Raw genomic sequence first — 23404 nt, 5'->3', positions numbered from 1 at the left:
GCGTTTCCTCCAGCTTCAGAGCAAAGCCGCGTGTCTGATTTGCCGATGCGGCCGAGGCCGCATCAGCCGGCCTTGTCGCCCGCCTTGTGTGCGATCCACGCGCCGATCACCGCGGAGACATACGGAATCGACTGCGCCGCGAGGATGAACATCCACAGCGTGCCTTCGATGAAGCGCGTGCCGTAACCCAGCGCCATGCCGACGATGCACAACGCCAGTGCGATCGCCATCAGGCCTTCCTCGCGTACCGGTGCGAATGCGGCGAAGTTGCTGCCACCCAGGCGCCGGCTCTTGGCGGTGACCACGAACGAGGTCTTCTCGCGGGTCAGGCCATGCAGGATGCCGCGGGCGATCGCGTGCGACAGGCCCATGCTGGCCAGCGACGCCATCAGCGTGTCATACCAGCTGCACGGCACGCGGGCGCGATACAGCACGATGCCGAAGATCGCCTTGGCGAAGAAGAAGCCGATCACCGGGATCAGGAACAGCTGCATCGGCAGGCTGAAGTACTGCGGGTAGGCCACCATGCCGGCGGTCCAGAACAGCGCCATCAGGGTGAAGATCAGGTGCAGCGCATCGGCGAACCAGCTGAACCAGCCGGTGAGGAAGTGGAAGCGCTGGCCGGCACTGAGCGGACCCTTCTGGGTCATCCAGCTCCAGCGACCCTTGAGGATCTGCATCGCGCCGAACGCCCAGCGATAGCGCTGGCTCTTGTACGCCTTGAAGTCGGCCGGGGTCAGGCCCTTGCCCATCAGCTCGTCGACATAGACCAGTTCGTAGCCGGAGTGCATCAGGCGCAGGCCCAGCTCGGCGTCCTCGCAGATCGTCCATTCGGACCAGCCGCCGGTGCCTTCCAGCGCGCTGCGCCGGACCATCGTCATGGTGCCGTGCTGGATGATCGCGTTGCGCTCGTTGCGATGGTGCATGCCGATGCGGAAGAAGCCGTCGTACTCCCACGCGGTCATCCGGCGGAACACGTTGTGCTCAAACTCGCGGTGCGCCTGCGGGCACTGCACCACGGCGACCTTGGGATCGTGGAAGTAACCGGTGAGCGTGGCCAGCCAGTCGGCGCGTACCTCGTAGTCGGCGTCGATCACCGCCACCACGTCGGCCTGCGGGTCGGTTTCCTTCAGGCCAAAGTTCAGCGCGCCGGCCTTGTAGCCGGGCCACGGTTCCAGATGGAAGAAGCGGAAGCGCTTGCCGAGTTTCTCGCAGTACTCCTGCACCGGCTTCCACACCACCGGGTCCTTGGTGTTGTTGTCGATCACCAGCACTTCGAAGTTGGCGTAGTCGAGCGCGGCCAGCGAATCGAGCGTGACGATCACCATCTCCGGCGGCTCGTTGTAGCAGGCCAGATGGATCGACACGAACGGCTGCTTCTCCGGCGGGTCCGGCGTCAGCATGCCGGCGTGGCGGATCCACTCGCGCCGCCACAGCACTTCGGTGAACTCGAAGCCGTTGATCAGCAGGATCGCCAGGATCGCGATCTGGGCCGGGAACAACAGCACCAGCATGGTCCAGTCGATCCAGCTCAGGTAGAAGTTGAACGGCAGCGTGGCCGACCAGGTGATCAGGCCGCAGGCGAGCTGGATCAGCATGCAGAAGAACAGCCGCCCCATCAGCTTGAAGCGGCTGAAGCGGCGCGCGAAGAAAATCATTGGCAGCAGCGCCAGCAGGCTCGCCGCGATCGCCTTCCACGGCCAGCCGGTGTCCTCGGTCACCGGGCCGGTGAACGGAAATTTCGGCTGGCGGTCGGCGTTGAAGATGCCCCAGTACGCTTCGGTGCGGCCCGACAGCTGCTCCTTCCACGGTTGGTCGAACGCTTCCATCAGGTAGTAGTCGATGTTGCGCTGCTTCGCCGCGAGCAGCCACTCGCGGATGAAGATCGCCTCGTTCGATACCGACGGATCGGCGTGCTCGTGACGGTCGCCGTTGGACGGCCAGCCGATCTCGCCGACCACGATGTGCTTGTACGGAAACCGCTGCTGCAACGTCTGGTACGAGCCCAGTGCCGCATCAAGTGCGTTGCCGTTGGCTACCGGTATGCCATTCCAGAACGGGAAGATGTGAATGGTGATGAAGTCGACATGGTCGGCCAGCTCGGGATACTTCAGCCAGATGTATTCCGGTTCGGCGATCGACACCGGCTGGCGCACGGCGGCACGCACGCGATCGAGGTAGACCATCATCTGTTCGGGCGTGAGGTCGTTGCGGAACAGCACCTCGTTGCCCACGATGACCCGCTTGATCGAGCCGGGGAAATGACGCGCCATCGCAATCAGCGTGTCGATCTCCTTCTCGTTGTTGTCCATCCGTCGGCCGATCTCGGCGCCGGCCATCACGTCCAGGCCGTCCTTTTCGGCCAGCCGGTAGGCCTGCGGATTGACCTGCATCGAGTAGGTGCGGATGCGATCGGAATACTTGGCGACCAGCTTGAGGTCGCGATCGATCTCGTCGTCGCTGGGGTAGTCCTGCTTGAGCGGGTCCTGGTAGCGCTGGAACGGGGAGAACGCGAAGCCGCCGATCTTGCCGTGCCAGTCGTCCGGACCATGCGGCAGGTTGCCCCACCACCACAGCCCGATATTCATCGCGGCCACGACCAAGGCAAGCATGATCGCAATGAGCAGCGGATACCGACTGTTGTGGTTTGCTGCGGTGGCGCTCAAAAAAATCCCCGGAGGAAGCCTGCGCAACAGGCGGTGAAGCCTGAGGAGCTTAACCAATGCATGGCAGTAGGCTCAACAAGGATCGTTCGCCGCGGTCAGCGCAAGGTCAGCCCTGATGGAAGATTTCGACTTCCGGAACTGTCCGTGCGCATCCGCCGCGACTTGGGCATGGAACATGAAAAGCGGCACCATATGGCGTCCCGCCAGCCGCTTTCGCGGTCGCGAGCCGTTTGTCGGCACACTTATGAGCAGCCAAGCAGCATCCAACTGGCCGGTGACCATGTCGGGAGTGCCTTCGTCGCCGGAGGCTATCAAGTTGGCAACCCGCCAACCGCTATCATGTGCGGTCCGATGAACGACCTCCGCACTCCCGAACCCGCCGCCGATCCCGGTCTGCGCCAGCTGCGCAGACAGCTGGATACGGTTTCCAGCCGCGACTTCGGTCGCTTGCTGGGTCGTTGGCGTGCGCTGTCGCGCCGGCCCGACGAGAACAAGCTGGCGGCCTTGATCGCGGATATCGAGCGTTCGGCGGCGAAGCGGCGCGCCCGTGTCGCGGCGAAGCCGGCGATCAGCCTGGACGAATCGCTGCCGATCAGCGCGCGCGGCGAGGACATCATCAAGCTGATCCGCGAGCATCAGGTGGTGGTGATCGCCGGCGAGACCGGTTCGGGCAAGACCACCCAGTTGCCGAAGTTGTGCCTGGCCGCCGGTCGTGGCGAGGCCGGCATGATCGGGTGCACCCAGCCGCGCCGGTTGGCGGCGCGCTCGGTCGCCCGCCGCGTGGCCGAGGAGCTGGGTACGCAGGTCGGCGATATCGTTGGTTTCCAGGTGCGCTTCAACGACCAGGTCTCCGAGCGCAGCCTGATCAAGTTCATGACCGACGGCATCCTGCTCGCCGAGACGCAGGGCGATCCGTGGCTGAGCGCGTACGACACCATCATCATCGACGAGGCGCACGAGCGCAGCCTCAACATCGACTTCCTGCTCGGCTATCTGAAGCAGCTGGCGCTGAAGCGGCCCGAACTGAAGATCATCGTCACCTCGGCGACGATCGACACTGCACGCTTCGCCGAGCATTTCGACGGCGCGCCGGTGGTCGAGGTGGAGGGGCGTGCGTATCCGGTCGAATTGCGCTGGCGATCGCTGGACGAGATCGCCGCGCGGCAGGGTCGCAGCAAGGACATGCAGCAGGGCAGCGCCGAACATATTGCGGCCGTACTCGATGAAATCAGCCATGACGATCCGCGCGGCGACGTGCTGATCTTCCTGCCTGGTGAGCGCGAGATTCGCGACGCGCATCTGCTGTTGTCGCGTCGGCAGTATCGCGAGACCGAGATCATGCCGCTGTATGCGCGGCTCTCCGCCGGCGACCAGGATCGCGTGTTCAAGCCCGGCATCAAGCGCCGCGTGGTGCTGGCGACCAATGTGGCCGAGACGTCGCTGACCGTGCCGCGCATCCGCTACGTGATCGACACTGGCACGGCGCGGGTGAAGCGTTACAGCCAGCGCAGCCAGCTCGAGCGGTTGCATGTGGAGCCGATTTCCCAGGCCGCCGCCGACCAGCGCAAGGGCCGTTGCGGGCGTGTCGGCCCCGGTATCTGCTATCGCCTCTACGACGAAGCCGACTTCGCCAGCCGTGCCGCGTTCACCGATCCGGAATTGTTGCGCTCGTCGCTGGCCAACGTGATCCTGCGCATGCTGGCGTTGCAGCTGGGCGACGTGGAGGCGTTCCCGTTCCTGGAGGCGCCGGACCCGCGCGTGGTGGCCGACGGCTACCGTCGGCTCGCCGAGATTTCGGCGATCGACGATGCACGCAAGCTCACCGCGATCGGCCGCACGCTGGCGAAGCTGCCGATCGACGTGCAGCTGGCGCGCATGCTGGTCGAGGGCGAGAAACTGCATTCGTTGCGCGAACTGCTCACCATCGTGTCGTTTCTCAGCATCCAGGATCCACGCGAGCGCCCGTCGGATGCACGCCAGCAGGCCGACGCCGCGCATGCGGTGTTCACCGATCCGAAATCCGATTTCGTCGGCGTGCTGAACCTGTGGCGCGCCTATCACGACGCGCATGAGGAACTGACCCAGTCGAAGCTGCGCGACTGGTGTTCGCGGCATTTCCTCAGCTTCATGCGCATGCGCGAGTGGCGCGAATTGCATCGGCAGTTGTTGCTGGTGGTGCAGGAGCTGGGCTGGAAGCTGGATGGATCGACTTCCACTCAAGACGAAGCGCGGAATGCGGGCTCTGCTCCTCTCCCTGCGCGCAGGGGGAGGTCGGGAGGGGGTGAAGCTTTTCGCTCTGTCGCGCAAAGTCAAAAGCGAACCCCTCCCCAACCCTCCCCTGCGAGCAGGGGAGGGAGCCAGGACGGCGATGCCGCCGAGCATCTGTACGAATCCGTCCACCGCAGCCTCCTGGCCGGCCTGCCGACCCAGGTCGGCCGCAAGGATGAGAAGGGCGTCTACCAGAGCACGCGCGAGCGCAAGTTCCACGTATTTCCCGGCTCGGTACTGTCCAAGGTGCCACCGAACTGGATCTTCTCCGCGCAGATTCTCGATGTGGGCGGTCGCGTGTGGGGCATGATGAATGCGCGAGTCGAGCCGCAGTGGATCGAGCAGCAGGCGGCGCATCTGTTGCGCATGAGTTGCCGCGAAGCCCATTGGTCGAAGAAGCGCGGCTGCGTGGTGGCGTACGAGCAGGTCAGCTTGTTCGGTCTGGTGCTGGTGGAGAAACGTCCGGTGACGTTCCAGCAGCAGGACCCGACGCTGGCGCACGCGATCTTCCTGCGCGAGGCACTGGTCCGTGGCGACATCGACAGCAGAGCCGATTTCGTGCGCGCGAACCAACGCGTGCTGGAAGATGCGCTCGGCATCGAGGCGAAGCAGCGTCGCGAAGGACTGATCCGTCACGAAGACGATCTGGTTGCGTTCTTCGAGGGCAAGCTGCCCGAAGAGATCGCCAGCAGCCGCGCACTGGATGCGTGGTATCGCAAGGCGCGCCCGGCGGATCAGGCGGCGTTGCGCTGGTCGCTGGACGATGTGATGGTCGGTGGTGCCGGACTGGATGCGAAGGCGTTTCCTGCTGCGCTCGAAATCCCGCCGCAAAGGTACAAGCTCGAATACCGTTTCATGCCGGGCGACGAAGCGGATGGCGTCACTCTGCATCTGCCGCTGGCGATGTTGAACGCGCTGCCGCCCGCGCGTTGCGAATGGCTGGTGCCCGGCCTGCTGGGCGAAAAGGTGGCCGAGCTGATCCGTGGTCTGCCCAAGGCGCTGCGGCGCAACTTCGTGCCGGCGCCGGATTTCGCACGCGCGTTCGTTGAGGCCGAGTCGCCGCGCGACGAACCACTCGCGAAAACTCTGGCGACGTTCCTCAAGCGCGCCACCGGTGCCGATATCGCCGCGGCGGAATTTTCCGCTGTCGAGCTGCCGCCGCATTTTCGTATGCGATACCGGCTTCATGACGAGGGCGGCAAAACGCTGTCCAGCGGCCGCGACCTCGCCGCGCTGCGCGGGCAATGGGAGGGTCAGGCGCGCGAAGCGTTCTCGCGCAAGACCGACATCGAGCTGACTCGCGAGAACGTCGCCAGCTGGGATTTCGAGGAGATTCCCGCGCAGGTGCGTTCCGACGGCGGCCTGATGGCGTTCCCGGCGCTGGTCGATCTGGGCGAGACGGTGGCGTTGCGCGTGTTCGAGCGCAGCGACGAGGCGCGCGCGGCGCACCGGCAGGGCGTGGTGCGGCTGCTGCGCAACGCGCTGGCCAGCGATGCGAAACAGGCGCGTCGGCGCCTGCCGATCGGCAATGCACTGGCGTTGAAATACGCGCCGCTGGGCGGCGTTGACGGCTTGCGCGAGGACCTGCTCGAAGGTGGCTTCGGCGATCTGCTCGAACAGCATGAGCTGGATGTGCGCACGGCTGGTGCGTTCGAGAAGCTGCGCACCCAGTTTTCGCGCGAGCTGTTCGGTGCCGGCGTCGAACGGCTGAAGCTGGCCGAGCCGATCATCGAGGCGCAGGCTGAACTGAAGCCGTGGCTGCAGCCACCCTTGCTGGGCTTCGCGCGCGCCAGCTATGACGACCTGCGCGAACAGTTCGACGCCTTGCTGACGCCAGGCTTCCTGCGCGAGCTGCCGGCGGCGCGGCTGGCGCATTACCCGCGTTACCTCAAGGCGATGCGCCTGCGCGGCGAGCGTCTGCGCCAGGATCCGGCGAAGGATCAGCAGCGCATGCTGCAGGTGATGCCGTACTGGCGCGCATACCTGCAGCACCGCGCCGCCGGCGCCGATGCGAAGGACTTGTCCGAGCTGCGCTGGCTGATCGAGGAATGGCGCGTGTCGCTGTTCGCGCAGGAACTGAAGACCGCCGAACCGGTCTCGGCGAAGCGGCTGGTGAAGGCGTTGGCGGCGCTGGGCTGAGTGGAAGTCTGCGGCGGGCACTAGGCGAATTACTGAGGAAAACGCAGGCACTGCGGCTACTATGGACGTCCGTAACCGGACATTCCTTCGCATGGCTCCGCCCGTCACATCCACCAGCCTGCAGCCCTGGCGCGATCGCGCCGGCACGTTGCCGCCGGTGCTGGCCGAGGCGTTGCAGGCCTGCGCGGCGCATCCCGTTCCCGAGGCCGAATGCGCCGACGTGCTGGATCTGCTCGGCATGCTCGGTTGCGATGCGCAGACCCAGGCGGCGGCCTTGTGGTTCGAGCTGGCGCGGATCGCCCCAGCATTGTGGAAGACCCACGCCGCGAAGCTGCCGGCGGAACTGCAGCGGCTGGTCGGCGGCCAGCAGGCGGCCGAGCAAGTGTGGGCACTGCATGCGCAGCGAGCGCCGGAGGGCGCGGCCGAAGGTTTGCGTCGCCTGCTGCTGGCGATCGTGCGCGATTTGCGTGTGGTGTTCGTGCTGCTGGCGCGACAGCTGGCGCGGATGCGTGCGGCGGCGTCGCTGCCGGCAGAGCAGGCGGCAGCGCTGGCACGGCTGACCCGCGACATCCATGCACCGCTGGCGAACCGGCTCGGCATCTGGCAGTTGAAATGGGAGCTGGAGGATCTGGCGTTCCGCTTCCTGCAGCTGGACACCTACCGCCGCATCGCCAAGCTGCTCGACGAGCGGCGCAGCGACCGCGAGAGTTTCATCCGCGAGTCGCTGGACGAATTGCAGCGCTCGCTCGCCGCCGCCGGCATCCATGCCGAGCTGGCCGGGCGGCCCAAGCACATCTATTCGATCTGGAAGAAGATGCAGCGCAAGTCGCTGGACTTCTCCGACATGTACGACATCCGCGCGGTGCGCGTGCTGGTCGACAACATCACCGACTGCTACGCCGCGCTGGGCGTGGTACATGCGCGTTGGCCGCATCTGCCGGGCGAATTCGACGACTACATCGCGCGGCCCAAGGCGAACGGCTACCAGTCATTGCATACCGCCGTGCTGGGACCGGAAGGCAAGACGCTCGAAGTGCAGATCCGCACCCACGAGATGCATCGCGCGAACGAACTGGGTGTGGCTGCGCACTGGCGTTACAAGGAAGGCGGCAGCAGCGATGCCGAATTCGAGGCGAAGATCGCCTGGATGCGCAAGCTGCTGGAGCCGCGCGGCGACGACAGTGCGCTGGCCGCCGAGCTGCATACCGAACTGCTGGAAGATCGCGTCTACCTGCTGACGCCCAAGGGCGAGGTGTTCGATCTGGCGCGTGGTTCGACCGTGCTGGATTTTGCCTACTTGGTGCATACCGAGGTCGGCCATCGTTGCCGCGGCGCCAAGGTCAACGGCCGCATCGTGCCGCTGACGTTCCAGCCGCAAAGTGGCGATCGGGTGGAAATCCTCACCACCAAGATCGGCGAGCCCAGTCGCGACTGGCTTTCGCCGCACCACGGTTACCTCACCACCTCGCGGGCGAAAGACAAGGTGCGCGCGTGGTTCCGCCGGATCGCGCACGACGCGAATCTTGCGGTTGGCCGCAGCATGTTCGAGCGCGAACTGAAGCGGTTGGCGCTGTCGGGCGCGGACGTGAGCAAGCTGCCCGCGCATTTCCACCTGCAGACCCACGACGAGTTGCTGATCGCGCTGGCGCTGGGCGAGATCACGCCCGGCCAGATCGCCCGCGTGGTGCAGGAAGCTGCGCAACCGCCGGCACCGCCGCCGCCGGTGACGGCACGACCGGTCACGCTCGATCGCAGCGCACTCAGCATCGAGGGCATCGGCAACCTGCTGACCACGTTGGCACGCTGTTGCCAGCCGCTGCCCGGCGACTCCGTGCGCGGCTTCATCACCAAGGGTCGCGGCGTGTCGGTGCATCGCGCCGATTGCGGCAGCCTGGCGCGGTTGGCGCGGCGCGATCCGGATCGAGTGATCGAGGTGAACTGGGGCAGCGCCGCCAGCCAGGCTTACGAGGTCGACATCGAACTGCGTGGCTACGATCGCAAGGGCTTGCAGAAGGACGTCACCAGCGTCGTCAGCAACGCCGGCACGCACATCATCGCCTCCTCCAGCCGGCTGTTCGCACATACCGGCGAAGTGGAGATGCGCTTCACCCTGCGCGTGCGCGATTTCGAACAACTGTCGACCCTGCTCGGCAAACTGCTGGCATTGCCGAATGTGATCGACGTACGCCGGGTCGGCGTCGGCTGAATGCCCCCGCAATGCCCGCGCGTTGGCGGGATAGCGGCTAGTGGCCCGATGTTAAGCTGCAGCGACAACCTGCACAGCCACGGATCATGAGCGGACGCCGAGACCAGCACGACGCACATCCACCCACGCGCACCGAGCCCACCCTGGGGGATCTCGATCGTCTGGATGCGCCGCGCGCGTCATCCACCGACGGTCTGCCGCAAGTGTCGGTCGAGCCGCGCCGTCCGCATGGGAGGACGGCCGTGCCGACGCGCCGAAGCCGTCGGCGCAACTGGCTGGTTCCGCTGTTGCTGTTGCTGGTAATCGCGGTGGTTGGTGCACTCTGGCTTAACCAGAACCGCTTGCGCGACATGCTGCCGCGTACCGACCTCAACACGGTGCTGACGCAGGCACAGCAGGCCTTGCAGGATGGCCGTCTGGACGGCCAGGACGGTACCAGTGCGCGCGAACTGTTCCAGGCCGCGATCGCGCTGGAGCCGGACAACGAGCGCGCACACGATGGCTTGCGCCAGGTGGGTCAGGCCGAACTGGCGCAGGCCGACGCCGCGCTGCAGGCCGGTCATCTCGATCAGGCCACCCAGCAGGCAGCGATTGCCCGTGAACTGCTCGGCGGCGGCAGCGATATCGATCGGTTGGATCATGCGATCAGCAGCGCCCACGCGTCGCAGGTGCAGACGGTGGACCTGGTCGACCAGGCCCAGCAGGCATTGGCCGCCGGCAAGCTGGATGGCGCCGATGGTGCCGGTGCGCTGTACCAGCGCGTGTTGCGCAGCGATCCCGGCAATGCGGTGGCGGCACACGGACTCGATCAGGTCGGTTACGCACTGGCAGTGCAGGCGCGCAAGGCACTCGATGCGAAGGACACCGACGCGGCCAACGCCAGCATCGAACAACTCGCCGCGTTGCAGCCGAACAACGGTGCGCTGCCGGCGCTGCGTGCGCTGCAGGCGCAGACCCGCAAGCAGGACAACAGCGCACTGGATGCGACCCTCAAGCAGGGTCAGGATGCCTTGCGCGCCGGTCGCATCGGCGGCACAGGTGACGACACCGCGCTGGCTTATTTCCAGGCTGCACTCAAGCTCGATCCGGACAATGCGCAGGCCAGGGCCGGCCTTGGCAAGGTGGCGCAGGCGATGACGGTGCAGGCGAATGCCGCGATCGATGCCGGCGACGCCGCACAGGCGACGAAGCTGCTCGATCAGGCGACGGAGTTGGCGCCGAAGTCGGCCGATCTTGCCGCCGCACGTGCACGTCTGGGCAGTGCGACATCACAGCCGGCGACGGCTGCGGCGGCAGACGACAGCGAAGCACCACCCGCACCGGCGGCGCTGTCGCCGCAGCAGAGCGCGGCGGTGGCGCGACTGGTGCAGCGCGCGCAGGCGGCCACGAAGAACGGCGACATCATGATGCCGCCCGGCGACAGCGCGTACGACCTGTATCGCAGCGCGCTGGCGATCGACGGCAACAACGACGCAGCCATGCATGGTCTGCAGGCCTTGCCTGGCCAGGTCGAGCAGCAGTTCAACCAGGCACTCGCCGCCGGCAAACTGAAGCAGGCCGACGACATGCTGGCGAACCTGGCCGAGCTGGCGCCGGGCGATGCGGCGCAGAGTGCGTTGAGCGATCGGCTGGCCAGCGCCTGGCTCGATCAGGCCGAGCAGCAGCTCGCGCGTGGTGACCAGATCGACGCCGGCCAGTCGCTGGAGCACGCCCGCAAGCTGGCACCGAATCATCCGCGCGTCCTCGATCTGACCGCGCGCCTGCAGGGCAACCGGTGAGCGCTGCATGACGGTACTGGTGTTTGGCGGCAGCAGCCAGATCGGCCACTTCCTGTTGCCACGCCTGTTGGCCAGTGGCGAGCCGGTGTTGGCATTGAGCCGGTATCCGCGGCCGGCGCAGGCCGGAGTGAGCTGGCTGCAGGGCGCGCTGCCCGCCGACGTACCGGCCTTGCCGCCATTGTCGGCGATCATCAGTTTCGGTCCCTTGCAGGAGTTGGCCGACTGGCTGGCGCAGACCCGTTTGACCGACGCGCCACGGGTGATCGCCACCAGTTCGATGAGTGCCGAGACCAAACACGACTCCAGCGTGCCGGCCGAACGCGAGATTTCGCGCCAGTTGCGCGACGGCGAAACCGCGCTCGCCGCGGCGTGTGCCCGCCACGGTTGTGCCTGGACGGTACTGCGGCCGACCCTGGTTTACGGCGCCGGACTCGACAAGAGCCTGACCCCGATCGCCCGCCGTGCACTGCGCATGCGCCTGTTCCCGTTACCCGCCGGCCGCGGCCTGCGCCAGCCGGTGCACGCGGACGATGTTGCGCAGATTGTCATGGCGGTGCTGGATTGCCCGGCGACATCCGGCCGGATTCTGCCGATCGGCGGCGGCGAGCGTCTGCCGGCTGGCGAGATGTTTGCGCGCGTGCGCCGTAGCCTGCCGCAGGCCACCGTGCCGCTGCCGCTGCCGACGTGGCTGCTGCGGCTGGGTCAGCACGCGCTGCCACCGTTGCGCGGGCCGTTGAGCCGGCTGGACAGCGACCTGATCGCCGACAACGACGAATTGCAGCGGCTACTCGGGATTCGCCCACGGCCATTCCGGCCGGAAGCTTCGATGTGGGTCTCGCCGCCGTAGCCGCAACCCGCCACATTGCCTGCAATTCGCCACCAAACCGGCCGCCGCGTTCATATGCCCGCCGGGTAGCAGGCCCTATGATCGAACCACTTGATTGCCGGATTCCCCCGCGTTGGACTTTTTGAATCGCCTTTGTTCGCTCGCGCGCCGCTGCTGGCCGTGGCTGCGCATCCCGTTCTGGATCGGCATGGGCCTGTTGTTCGGCTTCGTGCTGCCGTACACGCTGGTGCTGAACAAGCGCGTGCAGGATCGCTTCAACGATCTGGTGTTCGCCGTGCCGACCCGGGTCTACGCGCGCCCGCTGCCGCTGGCCGCCGACATGCCGATGACCCCGGCCGCGCTGGAGCTGGAACTGACCTTCGCCGGTTACAGCAACGACGGCCACGGCCAGGTCGCCGGCAGCTGGGTGAAGCAGGGCTCGCGCTACACGATCACCTCGCGCGGCTACGCCGGCCCTGATGGCGGCGAGTTGCCGAAGCGCATTCGCGTAACTCTCGGCAAGGGCACCGTACAGTCGGTGCAGGATGCCGCCAGCGACAAGAAGCTGGCGCTTGCGCATCTGGATCCGGCGCGCATCGCCACACTGTACGGCGCCAGCCAGGAAGAGCGCCGCTTCGTGCATCTGGCCGACGTGCCACCGCTGCTGCTGAACGGTCTGCAGGCGGTCGAGGACCGCGATTTCAAGCATCACATCGGCATCGACTTCAGCGCGATCATGCGTGCCGCGTTTGCCAACCTGCGTGCCGGGCATACCGTGCAGGGCGGTTCCACGCTGACCCAGCAGCTGGTGCGCAACCTGTTCCTCAGTCGCGACCAGAACTTCACGCGCAAGATCAACGAAGCGCTGATGTCGCTGCTGCTGGAGGCGCATTACGACAAGGGGCGGATTCTCGAGGCCTACGTCAATGACGTTTTCCTTGGCCAGCAGGGCGGCCAGGCGGTGCACGGTTTTGCGGCGGCGTCCGAGTTCTACTTCGGACGCCGGCTGGAAGATCTTCGCCCGCAGGAGATCGCGCTGCTGGTCGGCATGGTGAAGGGACCGAGCTATTACGATCCACGCCGTTCGCCGGAGCGCGCGCTGACTCGACGCAACCTGGTGTTGCAGGAGTTCGCCAGCACCGGCCTGCTCAGCGCGGCGCAGCTCAACGCGGCGCAGGCCGCGCCGCTGGATATCGTCAGTAACGGCCAGTTGCCGCACAACCGCTTCCCCGCCTTCATGCAGCTGGTGCGCACCCAGATCACCGCCGACTTCGACGACGAGACGCTGAGCCAGGGCAATCTGTCGGTATTCACCACACTCGATCCGGCCGCGCAGCTGTACACCGAGCAGGCAATCGCCGAGACCATGAAGAGTCTCGGCAAGCGCGCCGATCCGCTGCAGGCGGCAGCGGTGGTGACCAACGCGCAGACCGGCAGCGTGCTGGCCGTAGTCGGCAGCAAGATTCCCGGCGACCAGGGCTTCAATCGCGCGCTCGATGCGCGCCGGCCGATCGGCTCGACGATCAAGCCATTCGTCTATCTGGTGGCGTTGACCCAGCCCGAGCGCTGGAACCTGTCCAGCCTGCTCGACGACAGCCCGATCAACATGCGCCAGCCGAACGGCAGCATGTGGACGCCGCAGAACGACGACAACCAGAGCCACGGCCAGATGCCGATGGTCGATGCGCTGGCGAAGTCGTGGAACCTCGCCACCATCCATCTCGGTCTCGAAGTGGGCTTGCCGCGGATCAAGTCGTTCCTGGAATCGTTCGGCCTCACCGACGTCAATCCGAGTCCGTCGCTGCTGATCGGCGCGATCGACCTGGCGCCGCTGCAGCTGGCACAGCTGTATCAATACATCGCCGCCGACGGTCATGCCTTGCCGCTGGTCGCCGTGCGCGGCGTGGTCGACGGCAACGGCCGCACCATCAAGCGCTATCAGGTGCAAGGTGGCAATGGCGAATACCAGGACGCCGTGCGCCTGACCACCTGGGCGATGCAGCAGGTGGCGCTGTACGGCACCGCCAGCTCGATCGGCAATTCCGGGCTGTCATGGCTGCATGCCGCCGGCAAGACCGGTACCAGCAACGACACCCGCGACAGCTGGTTCGCTGGCTTCACGGGCGAGCATCTGGCGGTGTTCTGGATGGGTCGTGACGACAACAAGTCGACCGGCCTGTTCGGCGCCACCGGCGCGCTGCGTGCCTGGCGCGACCTGTTCGCCAAGCTGCCCACCCAGCCGTTGTCCGCCGCACCGGGCGACGGACTGGAGATGGCCTGGATCAATCCGAGCGACGGCAAGCGCACCGAGTCGCAGTGCGAAGGCGCTCGCCAGTTCCCGGTCGTCGCCGGCACCTTGTCGAGCGATACCGAAGGCTGCTTCTGGCAAGGTGTGCAAAACCTGTTCGGCGGCGGCGATCATCCTGCATCCGCCGGCAGCGTCGCACCTGCCACCACCGATACTCCGATCCGGAACTGACCATGTTGTCTTCGTTCAAGCGCCTGTCCGTACTGCCCTTCCTGCTGGCTGTCACATTGCTTGGTGGCTGCAGCCTGTTCGAGTCGACGCCGACAACGGTCAAGCCGACTGTAGCGCCAGACCGCGACATGATCGGCGCGATCCGCGCCGCCGGTGATCGCGAAAAATCCGTCATCGACGTCAACCCACTGCGCGATCCCGGCGTCGCTGCCTTGCAGGACATGGCAAAGAACGACGAGCAGGCCGGTCGCTATGCGGATGCGGCAGGCAAGCTCGACCAGGCGCTCAAACTCAGGCCCGACTCACCCGACATGCTGCAGGATCGCGCCGAAGTTGCGATCCGCCTGAAGGACTTCGCCACGGCGGAACGACTTGCCCACCAATCATGGTCGCTCGGTCCCAAGCTCGGCCCGCTGTGCGCACGCAACTGGCAGACCATCGTCGAGATGCGCCTGCAGGCTGGCGATGCCGGCGGCGCAGACACCGCGCGGAAGGGTGTGCAGGAGTGCCACAAGGGTGGCGTTTCGCGTTACTGAGTCGGTGTTGCCAGGGCCATCTTGCTGGGCCAGCTAACTGCAGTTAGTGGTGCTCTTCCGGCAAGCCTGCGTTAACGATCGGATGTGACCAGCTCAACATCTGGAACCCACAGTTGCGACCATCGTTCGACCTTTTCGCCAGGCGCCAGCAACTGCGGCGAAGCCGGGATTGCAGCCCCAAAGCCAGTGGCCCCATCCAGGGATCGAGCGTTGACAGCGCCGTAAATGCGCGCGTTGTGTTCAAAGACGACGGCAACCAGCACGCCGCATCGATCGCAGAGCAGGAATTCAGCCGTATTTGATCCCTGGCGATACCGACGCAACGCATCTGCGCTCTGCATGGTGACGGACAGTTGCCCGGCCGGATCTGAAATGTAGGCGGCACCGTGCTTTTGACAGAACGAACAGTCGCAGGCTCGGGGAGTGATGCTTGCCGGGTCCAGCGCGGTTGAGAAGTCCACGCGAAGCTGGCCGCAGTGACAGCCGCCGCGAAACGCAAATGCATTATTCAAGCGCGGCATCGTTACACCTGAGGTCTGACGCTGGAGTTAAGCGGCGGCGCAGCGGTTCGTTTTTGTAAATCGTTAGGCGCCATCTGTGTCACGAGTCAACATTGCCCGCGAGTTCCTCCAAGAAACAGTCCATTGCGTCAGCCCATCTATAGACATCCAATGCGATTCTCCAGTTGTTCTTGCCTTGTGATCCTGAGAACTGACAAATGCCGTTCCAGTAAGAATAAAGATGACGAGGTACGGCACTGCGGGCATTCTGAAATATGAGCTGGAACTTGCTTGCGTGGATGATCTTGTTACAAGACTCACGAAGAGTTAGCTCAACATCACCCGATAGAACAGTTCCAATGCTCCTTTTTCCCAAGCAAGAATGATCTAGTTCACGCAGAGAAGCCGACGAAAGTTGTATGGAAGCTGTGTCCTGCATCACACGAAACTTCGCCGCAATCTCAATCAGGTCATTACTGACCATGTATTGCAATCGCGCGGCATGCTGATCCCATCCCTCAGATGGTTCGGCTTGGGTGCCTTGGTATTGCTGTTCGCGCCGGGAGAATTCTTTGTTGCCTGCGATCAGATGGCGTAGGAGGAATAGCTTCTTGTTGAGACCAACAAAGTCGAGACTGTGGGTCATGGCGACTAATTCCAGCGGATTGTTTCAGAACAACGCCGTCAGCAACAGCACGATGCCGACGATGCTCACAGCCCAGGCCAGCGTGCGCACGTAGGCAATACCGGCGGCGTATAGCGGCACGTAGATCAACCGACTCCAGAAATAGAGCTGCGCGCCGAGCACGGTCATGCTGTCGTGACGTTGCAGCAGATGGGTGATCAGCACGACGGCGAGGAACAGCGGGAAGGTTTCCAGGAAGTTGGCGCGGGCGCGATCGAACCGGCCACCGATGCCGGTGAGCGGTGGCAGCACCGCGTCGCGGGCTCCTGCCGCCCAGCCCAGTCCGCGCTGGCTGACAGAAAAAGTCGCGGCGATCGCGATCTGCAGCAGCCCCAGCACAACACTCCAGCACAACATGCTCAGTTCGGTCGTCATGATGCGTTCCCCCGTGATGGTGCCGGCATGGTGAACCTTTGCCGGCACGCGTGCCAGTGGCGGCGTTGTGCGGGAACCGGAGCTTATGCCGCGTGTCGGTACTGGCGACGGCTGAGGAACTGCTCGACCCGCTCGATCGGGATGCGATCGCCGGCATCGTCACCGTAGTAAGCCTCGACGATGCGGCCGCGTTCGTCGATCAGGAAATCGGCGGGCATCAGGTTGCTGGTGTTCAAACCGGCCAGGCCGACCAGACGCATGCCCTTGAGCAGGGTCGGCACGCGCGACACGATCGCCTTCAGCTTGCGCCACAGCGAGCGCTCGATGCCGTAGATCTCGTGCGCGGTCGAGGTGGGATCGGCGGCGAGCGGAAAGGGGCGTGGACGATGTCCGGCGAAGCGCAGAACCTCTGCTTGCGACGCGCTGAATACGGCGACGATCTCCAACCCCAGCGCTGACAGTTCCGCGTGCCGGTTGGTCAGTTCGTAGATCCTGAAATTGCAGAACGGGCAGGCGGCATCGCGAAAGAACGAGAGCAGGGTGAGGCGGCCGCTGTGGCCGATCACGATCGGCTGGCCGTGGATGTCGACCAGATCGAGTGCGGGTGCCAGTGCAGGTGCAAGTAGTCTCATATCGATTCCCCTTCGATGGACGGATGGAACGCTGCCAGTGGATGCGATGCCGCTGCGCAAGGTTCCCGTGGCCGGGTGAGCGAGTTGGTTTGCCATACCGATCCGCTCGGCCATACTTGGCGGATGACCGACCTCGATGACACCGAGTCCGACGACATCGGCGCCCTGCTCGGTGCCGATGGCCCGTTCGCGCGCGAGCTGCCGAACTTCGCACCGCGGCTGGCGCAGCAGGCGATGGCGCGCGCGGTGCAGCACGCGATCGCCGGGCGCGACACGCTGATTGCCGAAGCCGGCACCGGCACCGGCAAGACCTTCGCCTACCTGGTACCAGCACTGCTGTCAGGCGAGCGGGTGATCATCTCCACTGGCACCAAGACACTGCAGGACCAGCTGTATTTCCGCGACCTGCCCAAGGTGCGTTCGGTGCTGGGCGCGCGGCTGAAGACGGCGTTGCTTAAAGGGCGTGCGAATTATCTTTGCCTGTACCGACTCGACCAGACCGTGCGTGAGGGCGCCACCTACGAACGCACGCAGGCCGCGCAGCTGGCGACGATCCGCGCGTGGTCGGCACGTACACGCCGCGGCGACCGGATGGAGCTGGCCGAGGTGCCGGAGGAATCGCCGCTGTGGCCACGCGTCACCTCCACGCCGGAAAACTGCCTCGGCGTGGAGTGCCCGTTCTTCGACGACTGCCATGTGGTGAAGGCGCGCCGCGAAGCGATGGAGGCGGACGTGGTGGTGGTCAATCACCATCTGCTGTTTGCCGACCTCGCGCTGAAGCAGGAAGGTTTCGGCGAGATCCTGCCGGGTGCAGCGGCCTTCATCCTGGACGAGGCGCACCAGATTCCTGAGCTGGCCGGCCAGTTCTTTTCGCAAAGCATCAGTGCGCGCCAGTTGACTGAACTGGCGCAGGACGCACTGACCGAATGCAATGGCATTACCGGCGCGATCGGCCTGCTGCTGGAGCCGGTGGAAGCGCTGCAGGATGCATTGCGCAAGCTGCGGCTGGCGATGGATGCCTTGCCGTCGCGCGGCGCATTCCAGCAACTGGAAGATCGCGCCGGCGTGCGCGAGTCGCTGCATGATCTGCGCGAACTGCTCGCCACGCTGGCCGAGCTGCTCGCCTCGCAGGCCGAGCGTTCGCGTGGTTTCACCAACTTGCACGAACGCGCCGACCTGTTCACCGAGCGGCTGGATCGCATCGTCGAGTCGCACGGCGATCGTGACGTGCGCTGGTACGAAACCTTTCCGCGCGGTTTTGCGCTGTACGCCACGCCGCTGGATCTGGCCGTGCCGATGCGCAGCCTGCGTGAGCGCACCCATGCGGCGTGGATTCACACCTCGGCTACGTTGTCGGTCGCCGGCAACTTCGAGCACTTCGCGCGCCAGCTCGGTCTGGACGATCCGCAGACGCTGAGCCTGGAAAGTCCGTTCGACTATGCGCGGCAGGCGCTGTGCTATCTGCCGTCCGGCCTGACCGATCCGAACGCGCGTGATTACACCGAGCAGGTGATCGAGACGGTGTTGCCGGTGCTGCACGCCTCGAACGGTCGCGCGTTTCTGCTGTTCACCTCACATCGCGCATTGCGCCGCGCCGCCGAGCTGCTGCAGGACAAGGTGCCGTGGCCGCTGTTCGTGCAGGGCACCGCACCGCGGCCACGCCTGCTGGAGGAATTCCGCGCCAGCGGCCACGGTGTGCTGCTCGGTGCGGCGAGTTTCTGGGAAGGCGTCGACGTGGTCGGTGAGGCGCTCAGTGTAGTGGTGATCGACAAGCTACCTTTCGCCGCACCGGACGATCCTGTGCTGATGGCAAGGCTGGAAGCACTCGAACAATCCGGTATCAACCCGTTCATGGGTTGGCAGGTGCCTAGCGCGGTGATCGCGCTGAAGCAGGGCGCCGGCCGGCTGATCCGCGACGTGCACGACCGCGGCGTGCTGGTGCTGTGCGATCCGCGGCTGACTACGAAGGGTTACGGCAAGCTGTTCCTGGCCAGCCTGCCACCGATGCCGCGCACGCGCGAGCTGGCGGATGTGCGAGCATTCTTCATGAATTACCTTTCCCCCGACAGAGTCGGGGTAGATGTGGCTAATCTCAGCGAGGATTGAACGATGGCAAAAGTGACCGGACTTGGCGGCATCTTCTTCAAGTCACGCGACCCGGCCGCACTGTCGGCGTGGTATGCGAAGCACCTCGGCCTCGTCGCGGAGAAATGGGGCGGCGTGCGCTTCAAAGAAGACGAGCAGCGCCCCGGCTACACGCTGTGGTCGCCGTTCGCCGCCGACACCACCTACTTCGGCGCCGGTGCGCAGCCGTACATGCTCAACTTCCGCGTCGATGATCTCGATGCGTTGCTGGCGCAGCTGCGTGCCGATGGTGTCGAAGTGGACGAGCGCGTCGACAAGAGCGAATTCGGCCACTTCGGCTGGATCGTCGATCCGGAAGGTACACGCATCGAACTGTGGCAGCCGCCAGCCTGATCCTGTCGCCGGAGGCGATGATGGCCGCAATGGAACCCGACCTCACGACCGCGCCCGAACTGGCCGGCGTACTCGACGAGCTGCGCCGGCGCGAGCCGATCTTCCATCGCCCCGAGTTCGGCAGCACCCGCGCCGACTTCGAACGCATGACCGCCGACGACTTCTGGGAAATCGGCGCCTCCGGCAACCGTTACGGCCGTGCGCACGTGCTCGACGTACTCGAACAGCGCGCACCCGATCCCGACGAACGCAGCTGGATCACCCGCGACTTCCACTGCCGCGAACTCGGGCCAGATACCTATCTGCTCACTTACACCTTGGAGCAGGGTGAACGGCTGAGCCGGCGCAGCACGATCTGGCGGCTCGATAGTGGCGAGTGGAAGATCATGTTTCATCAGGGAACGTTGGCAGGAATGCCTTGAAACGCGATGTGATGATTATCGGGAGTCCGATTTCGATCGGAAGATCGCCATGGCATGCTTGATATCGAAGTTGCAGTCCAGGAGCGATCGTGTGCATGGAGCCACCTGACCTTCGGCTGGATGGATGGCGGTGGGGCAGTCTCGGCAAACGATGATCGCCTGATACAAGGCGACCGTGCGGGACGCATGGAGTTTCCCGCGGCGACAGGAGCTGTCACCAACACGGACACGCCAGTGCCATCTGATGGCCCGCTGCTCGCCCCGGATTGCCCGCGTCACCGCCGCGGCGGCTGTTGTGATCCACACTCCATCCAAGGGAGTGCGATCCGATGAATGCATGGACACAGACGGTGACGGCCAAGGTGCTCGGCATCGGCGTGCTGGCGTTGCTGATGACGATACCGCTGATGCAGGTGAGCGGGCTGGTGAGCGAGCGGCAGCAACTGCGCGAGATGGCGATTGCGCAGATCGCGCAGGGCTGGGGCGGCCAGCAGGTGCTGGGTGGCCCGGTGCTGACGGTGCCGACGCTGAGCCAGGTGGCGGTGGCGGAGAACCAACCGCCGCAAACGCGTGCTGGCAGCGAAAGCATGCTGGCGGATACGTTGAAAATGGATGCGGTACTGGACGTGCAGACACGCAGCTACGGCATCTACACCGCACCGGTCTTCGTTTCCACGGTGAAGCTCGACACGCAGTTCCGGGTCGAGGACCTGGCCCAGTTCCGCCGTGCCAGCAATGCACAGTGGCAGGGCAGCAAGGCCGAGTTGCGGCTGCCGATCGGCGATCTGCGCGGGCTGCAGGAGGTGAGCGAGCTGCGCATCAACGGCAAGCCGGCACGCTTCGATTCGTCGGCCAATCATGTCGGTCCGTGGTCGAACGTGGTGGTGCCGATCGACCTGGATGCGCTGGCCGATCAGCCGATCGACGTCGAGATCACGCTCAAGCTGGCCGGTACCGAATCACTGCAGCTGCTGCCGCTGGCGCGCAGCACCGATGTGACGATGCGTGCACCGTGGCGCGATCCGAGTTTCATCGGTGCGGCGCTGCCGCTGGAGCAAGCGATCGATGCCAAGGGTTTCAGCGCGCACTGGCACATGCTCGATCTCAACCGCAACTATGGCCAGCACTGGACCGATGCTGGCGACGGCATGGACAAGGCGCTGCAGGCATCCACCTTCGGCGTGCAGTTGTACCAGCCGGTCGACGTGTACCAGCGCAACGTGCGCGCGGGCAAATACGGCTTGCTGTTCATCGCGATGACCTTCGTGGCGTTCTTCCTGTTCGAGATCCTCAAGCGGTTGCGTGTGCATCCGGTGCAATACTTGCTGGTCGGTGCGGCGCTGGCCACGTTCTATGTGGTGTTGCTGGCGCTGTCCGAGCAGATCGGTTTCGGTCCGGCCTATGCGCTGGCCGCGGCTGCGGTAGCCCTGATCGTGGGCGGTTACGCGACGGCGGTGCTGCACGCGCGGCGTGCCGGCCTGCTGCTGGGCGGCGTGCTGGGGCTGATCTACGCGATGCTGTACGGACTGATTGCGGCCGAGCAGTACGCGTTGCTGATCGGCGCGCTGGTGCTGCTGGTGATGGTGGCGCTGATGATGTATCTGACCCGCCGCATCGACTGGTATGCGTATGTACCGACGACCACGGGGCCGACCTCGACCGAGCCGCCGGCGCCGCCAGCCGCTATCATGGAGCGATCATGAACTTGCTCGCGATCGAAACCGCCACCGAAGCCTGCTCCGTTGCCCTGATCCACGGCGACGAACTGATCGCGCGCAGCGAGATCGCGCCGCGCCGGCACACCGAGCTGGTGTTGCCGATGGCCGATGCGCTGCTGGCCGAAGCCGGTATCGGTCGGCAAGCGCTGGACGCGATCGCGGTAGGCCGCGGTCCTGGCGCGTTCACCGGCGTGCGCCTCGGGGTGTCGTTGGCGCAGGGCATGGCGCTGGCACTGGATCTGCCGGTGATCACCATCTCTTCGCTGGCTGCACTGGCGCTGGAGGCGCCGGAGGAAGAGGGCGCCACGATCCTCGCCGTGATCGACGCGCGCATGGGCGAGATCTACGCGGCCTGCTACCGCCGTGACGACAACGGTGGCCTGATCGCGCTGGACGACGAACGCATCTGCACCGCCGAGTCGCTGCAGTTGCCCGAAGCCGATGCCTGGCAGGTAGTCGGCAGCGGTTGGGCCACCTATGCCGCCGTGCTGAGCCAGCGCCTCACCGGGACCCTGCATTCCGCCGATGGCCTGCGTTATCCGCAAGCCACGCACGTCGCCGAGCTGGCGCTGCGCGAGTTCAAGGCCGGCCATGTGCAAGCGCCGGATCTGGCACTGCCGGTGTATCTGCGCGACAAGGTGGCGTTGACGTTGGTGGAGCAGGGCAGGGCTTGAGCTGTGAAGCGCTCGAAACCGAAGAGCGGGTGTTGAAGCGGTCGGGGGACTTCAAATGAACAAGGATCTGGATGAACTTTTCAGCCAGGCAGACAAGCAGCTGCAGGATCTGGAGGCCGAATCTCGCGAAAAGGAATCCGCCAAACCGATTGATCAAGAAGTCGACCGGGAAACTTCGCTTCATTTCAATCAGTCTTCCATCGAGCAGCAGTCTTATGCGGCACGCCACCCATACCATGCGTGGTTTTTAATCGCACTGGTACCGCTGTTTGCGATGAAGATGTACTGGGCGTTTACGGCACCACGAGCAACCGGTCCCTACCACCTGGTTACAGGCACAGTACGAAGCAGCTCAGCTATCTGGTCTGGTCGGCACTACGGAACTGTATTCGCTTCGGAGGTAGCGCTGCCGGATGGTCGCGTTCTCAGCATCCGAGTGGATTCAGGCAGATTCCTGCATGCAGGTACGGTTGTAAGTCTTCGTGTATACGACACAGGCGCCGTCGTGCCTGATCGAATGTTATAGCGATTGATTAGTCGTTGCCGACTTACGCTCTTGGTGGTTGGCGCTACCGGTGTATCTGCGTGACAAGGTGGCGTTGACGTTGGTGGAGCAAGGCAGGGCTTGAGTGGTTGTGAGTGTGGGAGATCACTAGCATGCGATATGCTGCTGCCGGTCTTGCCCACAGGAGATTGCCATGTTTCGTACGATGCTCATCCTGCTTGTGTTTGGCGCCTGCATGAGTGCGCCGTTGTTGGCCTCCGCACAGAACGGACTCGGCAATATTGCCGACAGCGTCGACAGACTGGACAGGAATTTCGACGCTGCCGACAGGAGCCACGACGGTCTGCTCAGCAAGGATGAGGCGGAAGCCGGACATGTTCCGTTCATCGCCAAAAACTTCGATGCCATCGATACGTCCAAGCGTGGCTTGGTGTCGAAGGACGACGTGCACGCCTATATCCGGCACTTGCTGATGCACGGCCAGCCGGCATCGGCTTCAAGTGGCAAGTGAAGGTGA

At 64.9% G+C, this 23404-nt stretch carries 18 protein-coding genes; 13 read left to right on the top strand and 5 right to left on the bottom strand.

Translation table 11 applies throughout. The features are described 5' to 3' along the window. Nucleotides 1-62: 62 nt before the first annotated feature. Entirely contained in the window at nucleotides 63-2666 is a 2604-nt protein-coding gene (locus IE071_RS14810) for a glycosyltransferase family 2 protein (protein ID WP_189442291.1), read from the bottom strand. Between the two features lie 351 nt (nucleotides 2667-3017). On the opposite strand from IE071_RS14810, the gene hrpA reads away from it, so the two are divergent. The 6 genes from hrpA to IE071_RS14780 all read left to right on the top strand — a co-directional run bounded on the left by hrpA (nucleotide 3018) and on the right by IE071_RS14780 (nucleotide 14898). Continuing rightward, nucleotides 3018-7073 (top strand): ATP-dependent RNA helicase HrpA, encoded by a 4056-nt coding sequence (gene hrpA / locus IE071_RS14805; RefSeq protein WP_189442289.1) that lies wholly within the window; start codon nucleotides 3018-3020, stop codon nucleotides 7071-7073. A 91-nt stretch (nucleotides 7074-7164) separates the two neighbouring features. Then, the gene (locus IE071_RS14800; RefSeq protein WP_189442287.1) at nucleotides 7165-9279 is read left to right on the top strand and encodes a bifunctional (p)ppGpp synthetase/guanosine-3',5'-bis(diphosphate) 3'-pyrophosphohydrolase; all 2115 of its coding nucleotides are present in this window, start codon (nucleotides 7165-7167) and stop codon (nucleotides 9277-9279) included. A gap of 86 nt (nucleotides 9280-9365) precedes the next feature. Continuing rightward, on the top strand, nucleotides 9366-11057 hold the full coding sequence (locus tag IE071_RS14795; RefSeq protein WP_189442285.1) for a tetratricopeptide repeat protein: 1692 nt from the start codon (nucleotides 9366-9368) through the stop codon (nucleotides 11055-11057). Between the two features lie 7 nt (nucleotides 11058-11064). Then, on the top strand, nucleotides 11065-11904 hold the full coding sequence (locus tag IE071_RS14790; protein ID WP_189442283.1) for an SDR family oxidoreductase: 840 nt from the start codon (nucleotides 11065-11067) through the stop codon (nucleotides 11902-11904). 112 nt (nucleotides 11905-12016) lie between these two features. Continuing rightward, entirely contained in the window at nucleotides 12017-14362 is a 2346-nt protein-coding gene (mrcB, locus tag IE071_RS14785) for a penicillin-binding protein 1B (protein ID WP_189442281.1), read from the top strand. A 2-nt stretch (nucleotides 14363-14364) separates the two neighbouring features. After that, entirely contained in the window at nucleotides 14365-14898 is a 534-nt protein-coding gene (locus tag IE071_RS14780; RefSeq protein WP_189442280.1) for a tetratricopeptide repeat protein, read from the top strand. A gap of 71 nt (nucleotides 14899-14969) precedes the next feature. Here the strand turns inward: IE071_RS14780 and IE071_RS14775 are convergent, their stop codons facing one another. The 4 genes from IE071_RS14775 to IE071_RS14760 all read right to left on the bottom strand — a co-directional run bounded on the left by IE071_RS14775 (nucleotide 14970) and on the right by IE071_RS14760 (nucleotide 17090). Further along, nucleotides 14970-15419, bottom strand: coding sequence for a GFA family protein (locus IE071_RS14775; protein WP_189442278.1), 450 nt, complete (start codon nucleotides 15417-15419; stop codon nucleotides 14970-14972). Nucleotides 15420-15498: 79 nt separating this feature from the next. Further along, a complete protein-coding gene (locus IE071_RS14770; protein ID WP_189442276.1) occupies nucleotides 15499-16044 on the bottom strand; it encodes a hypothetical protein in 546 nt (181 codons plus the stop codon). A 24-nt stretch (nucleotides 16045-16068) separates the two neighbouring features. Then, on the bottom strand, nucleotides 16069-16458 hold the full coding sequence (locus tag IE071_RS14765) for an MAPEG family protein (protein WP_189442274.1): 390 nt from the start codon (nucleotides 16456-16458) through the stop codon (nucleotides 16069-16071). A gap of 83 nt (nucleotides 16459-16541) precedes the next feature. Continuing rightward, nucleotides 16542-17090: a redoxin domain-containing protein gene (locus tag IE071_RS14760; protein WP_189442273.1), complete on the bottom strand. Its 549-nt coding sequence runs from the start codon at nucleotides 17088-17090 to the stop codon at nucleotides 16542-16544. Nucleotides 17091-17213: 123 nt separating this feature from the next. Here IE071_RS14760 and yoaA point away from each other — a divergent pair, with 123 nt between their 5' ends. The 7 genes from yoaA to IE071_RS14725 all read left to right on the top strand — a co-directional run bounded on the left by yoaA (nucleotide 17214) and on the right by IE071_RS14725 (nucleotide 23398). Continuing rightward, entirely contained in the window at nucleotides 17214-19196 is a 1983-nt protein-coding gene (gene yoaA, locus IE071_RS14755; protein WP_189442340.1) for a DNA repair helicase YoaA, read from the top strand. Nucleotides 19197-19199: 3 nt separating this feature from the next. After that, nucleotides 19200-19568, top strand: coding sequence for a VOC family protein (locus IE071_RS14750; protein ID WP_189442271.1), 369 nt, complete (start codon nucleotides 19200-19202; stop codon nucleotides 19566-19568). Further along, nucleotides 19550-19990, top strand: a complete 441-nt coding sequence (locus tag IE071_RS14745; protein ID WP_229792928.1) for a nuclear transport factor 2 family protein — start codon at nucleotides 19550-19552, stop codon at nucleotides 19988-19990. Before IE071_RS14750 ends, IE071_RS14745 begins: the two co-directional genes overlap by 19 nt. Nucleotides 19991-20319: 329 nt before the next feature. After that, nucleotides 20320-21693: a cell envelope integrity protein CreD gene (creD, locus tag IE071_RS14740; RefSeq protein ID WP_189442269.1), complete on the top strand. Its 1374-nt coding sequence runs from the start codon at nucleotides 20320-20322 to the stop codon at nucleotides 21691-21693. Next, nucleotides 21690-22382 carry a tRNA (adenosine(37)-N6)-threonylcarbamoyltransferase complex dimerization subunit type 1 TsaB gene (gene tsaB, locus IE071_RS14735; RefSeq protein WP_189442267.1) on the top strand — a complete coding sequence of 231 codons (693 nt, stop codon included), beginning with the start codon at nucleotides 21690-21692 and terminating at the stop codon, nucleotides 22380-22382. The genes creD and tsaB overlap by 4 nt, the downstream gene beginning before the upstream one ends. A 55-nt stretch (nucleotides 22383-22437) precedes the next feature. Further along, nucleotides 22438-22908, top strand: a complete 471-nt coding sequence (locus IE071_RS14730) for a hypothetical protein (protein ID WP_189442265.1) — start codon at nucleotides 22438-22440, stop codon at nucleotides 22906-22908. A gap of 172 nt (nucleotides 22909-23080) precedes the next feature. Continuing rightward, on the top strand, nucleotides 23081-23398 hold the full coding sequence (locus tag IE071_RS14725; RefSeq protein WP_229792927.1) for an EF-hand domain-containing protein: 318 nt from the start codon (nucleotides 23081-23083) through the stop codon (nucleotides 23396-23398). The last annotated feature ends 6 nt before the right edge of the window (nucleotides 23399-23404 follow it).

Source organism: Rhodanobacter panaciterrae, assembly GCF_014651895.1.
In the GTDB taxonomy this organism is placed as follows: domain Bacteria; phylum Pseudomonadota; class Gammaproteobacteria; order Xanthomonadales; family Rhodanobacteraceae; genus Rhodanobacter; species Rhodanobacter panaciterrae.
This window is presented reverse-complemented; position numbering and strand designations above follow the sequence as displayed.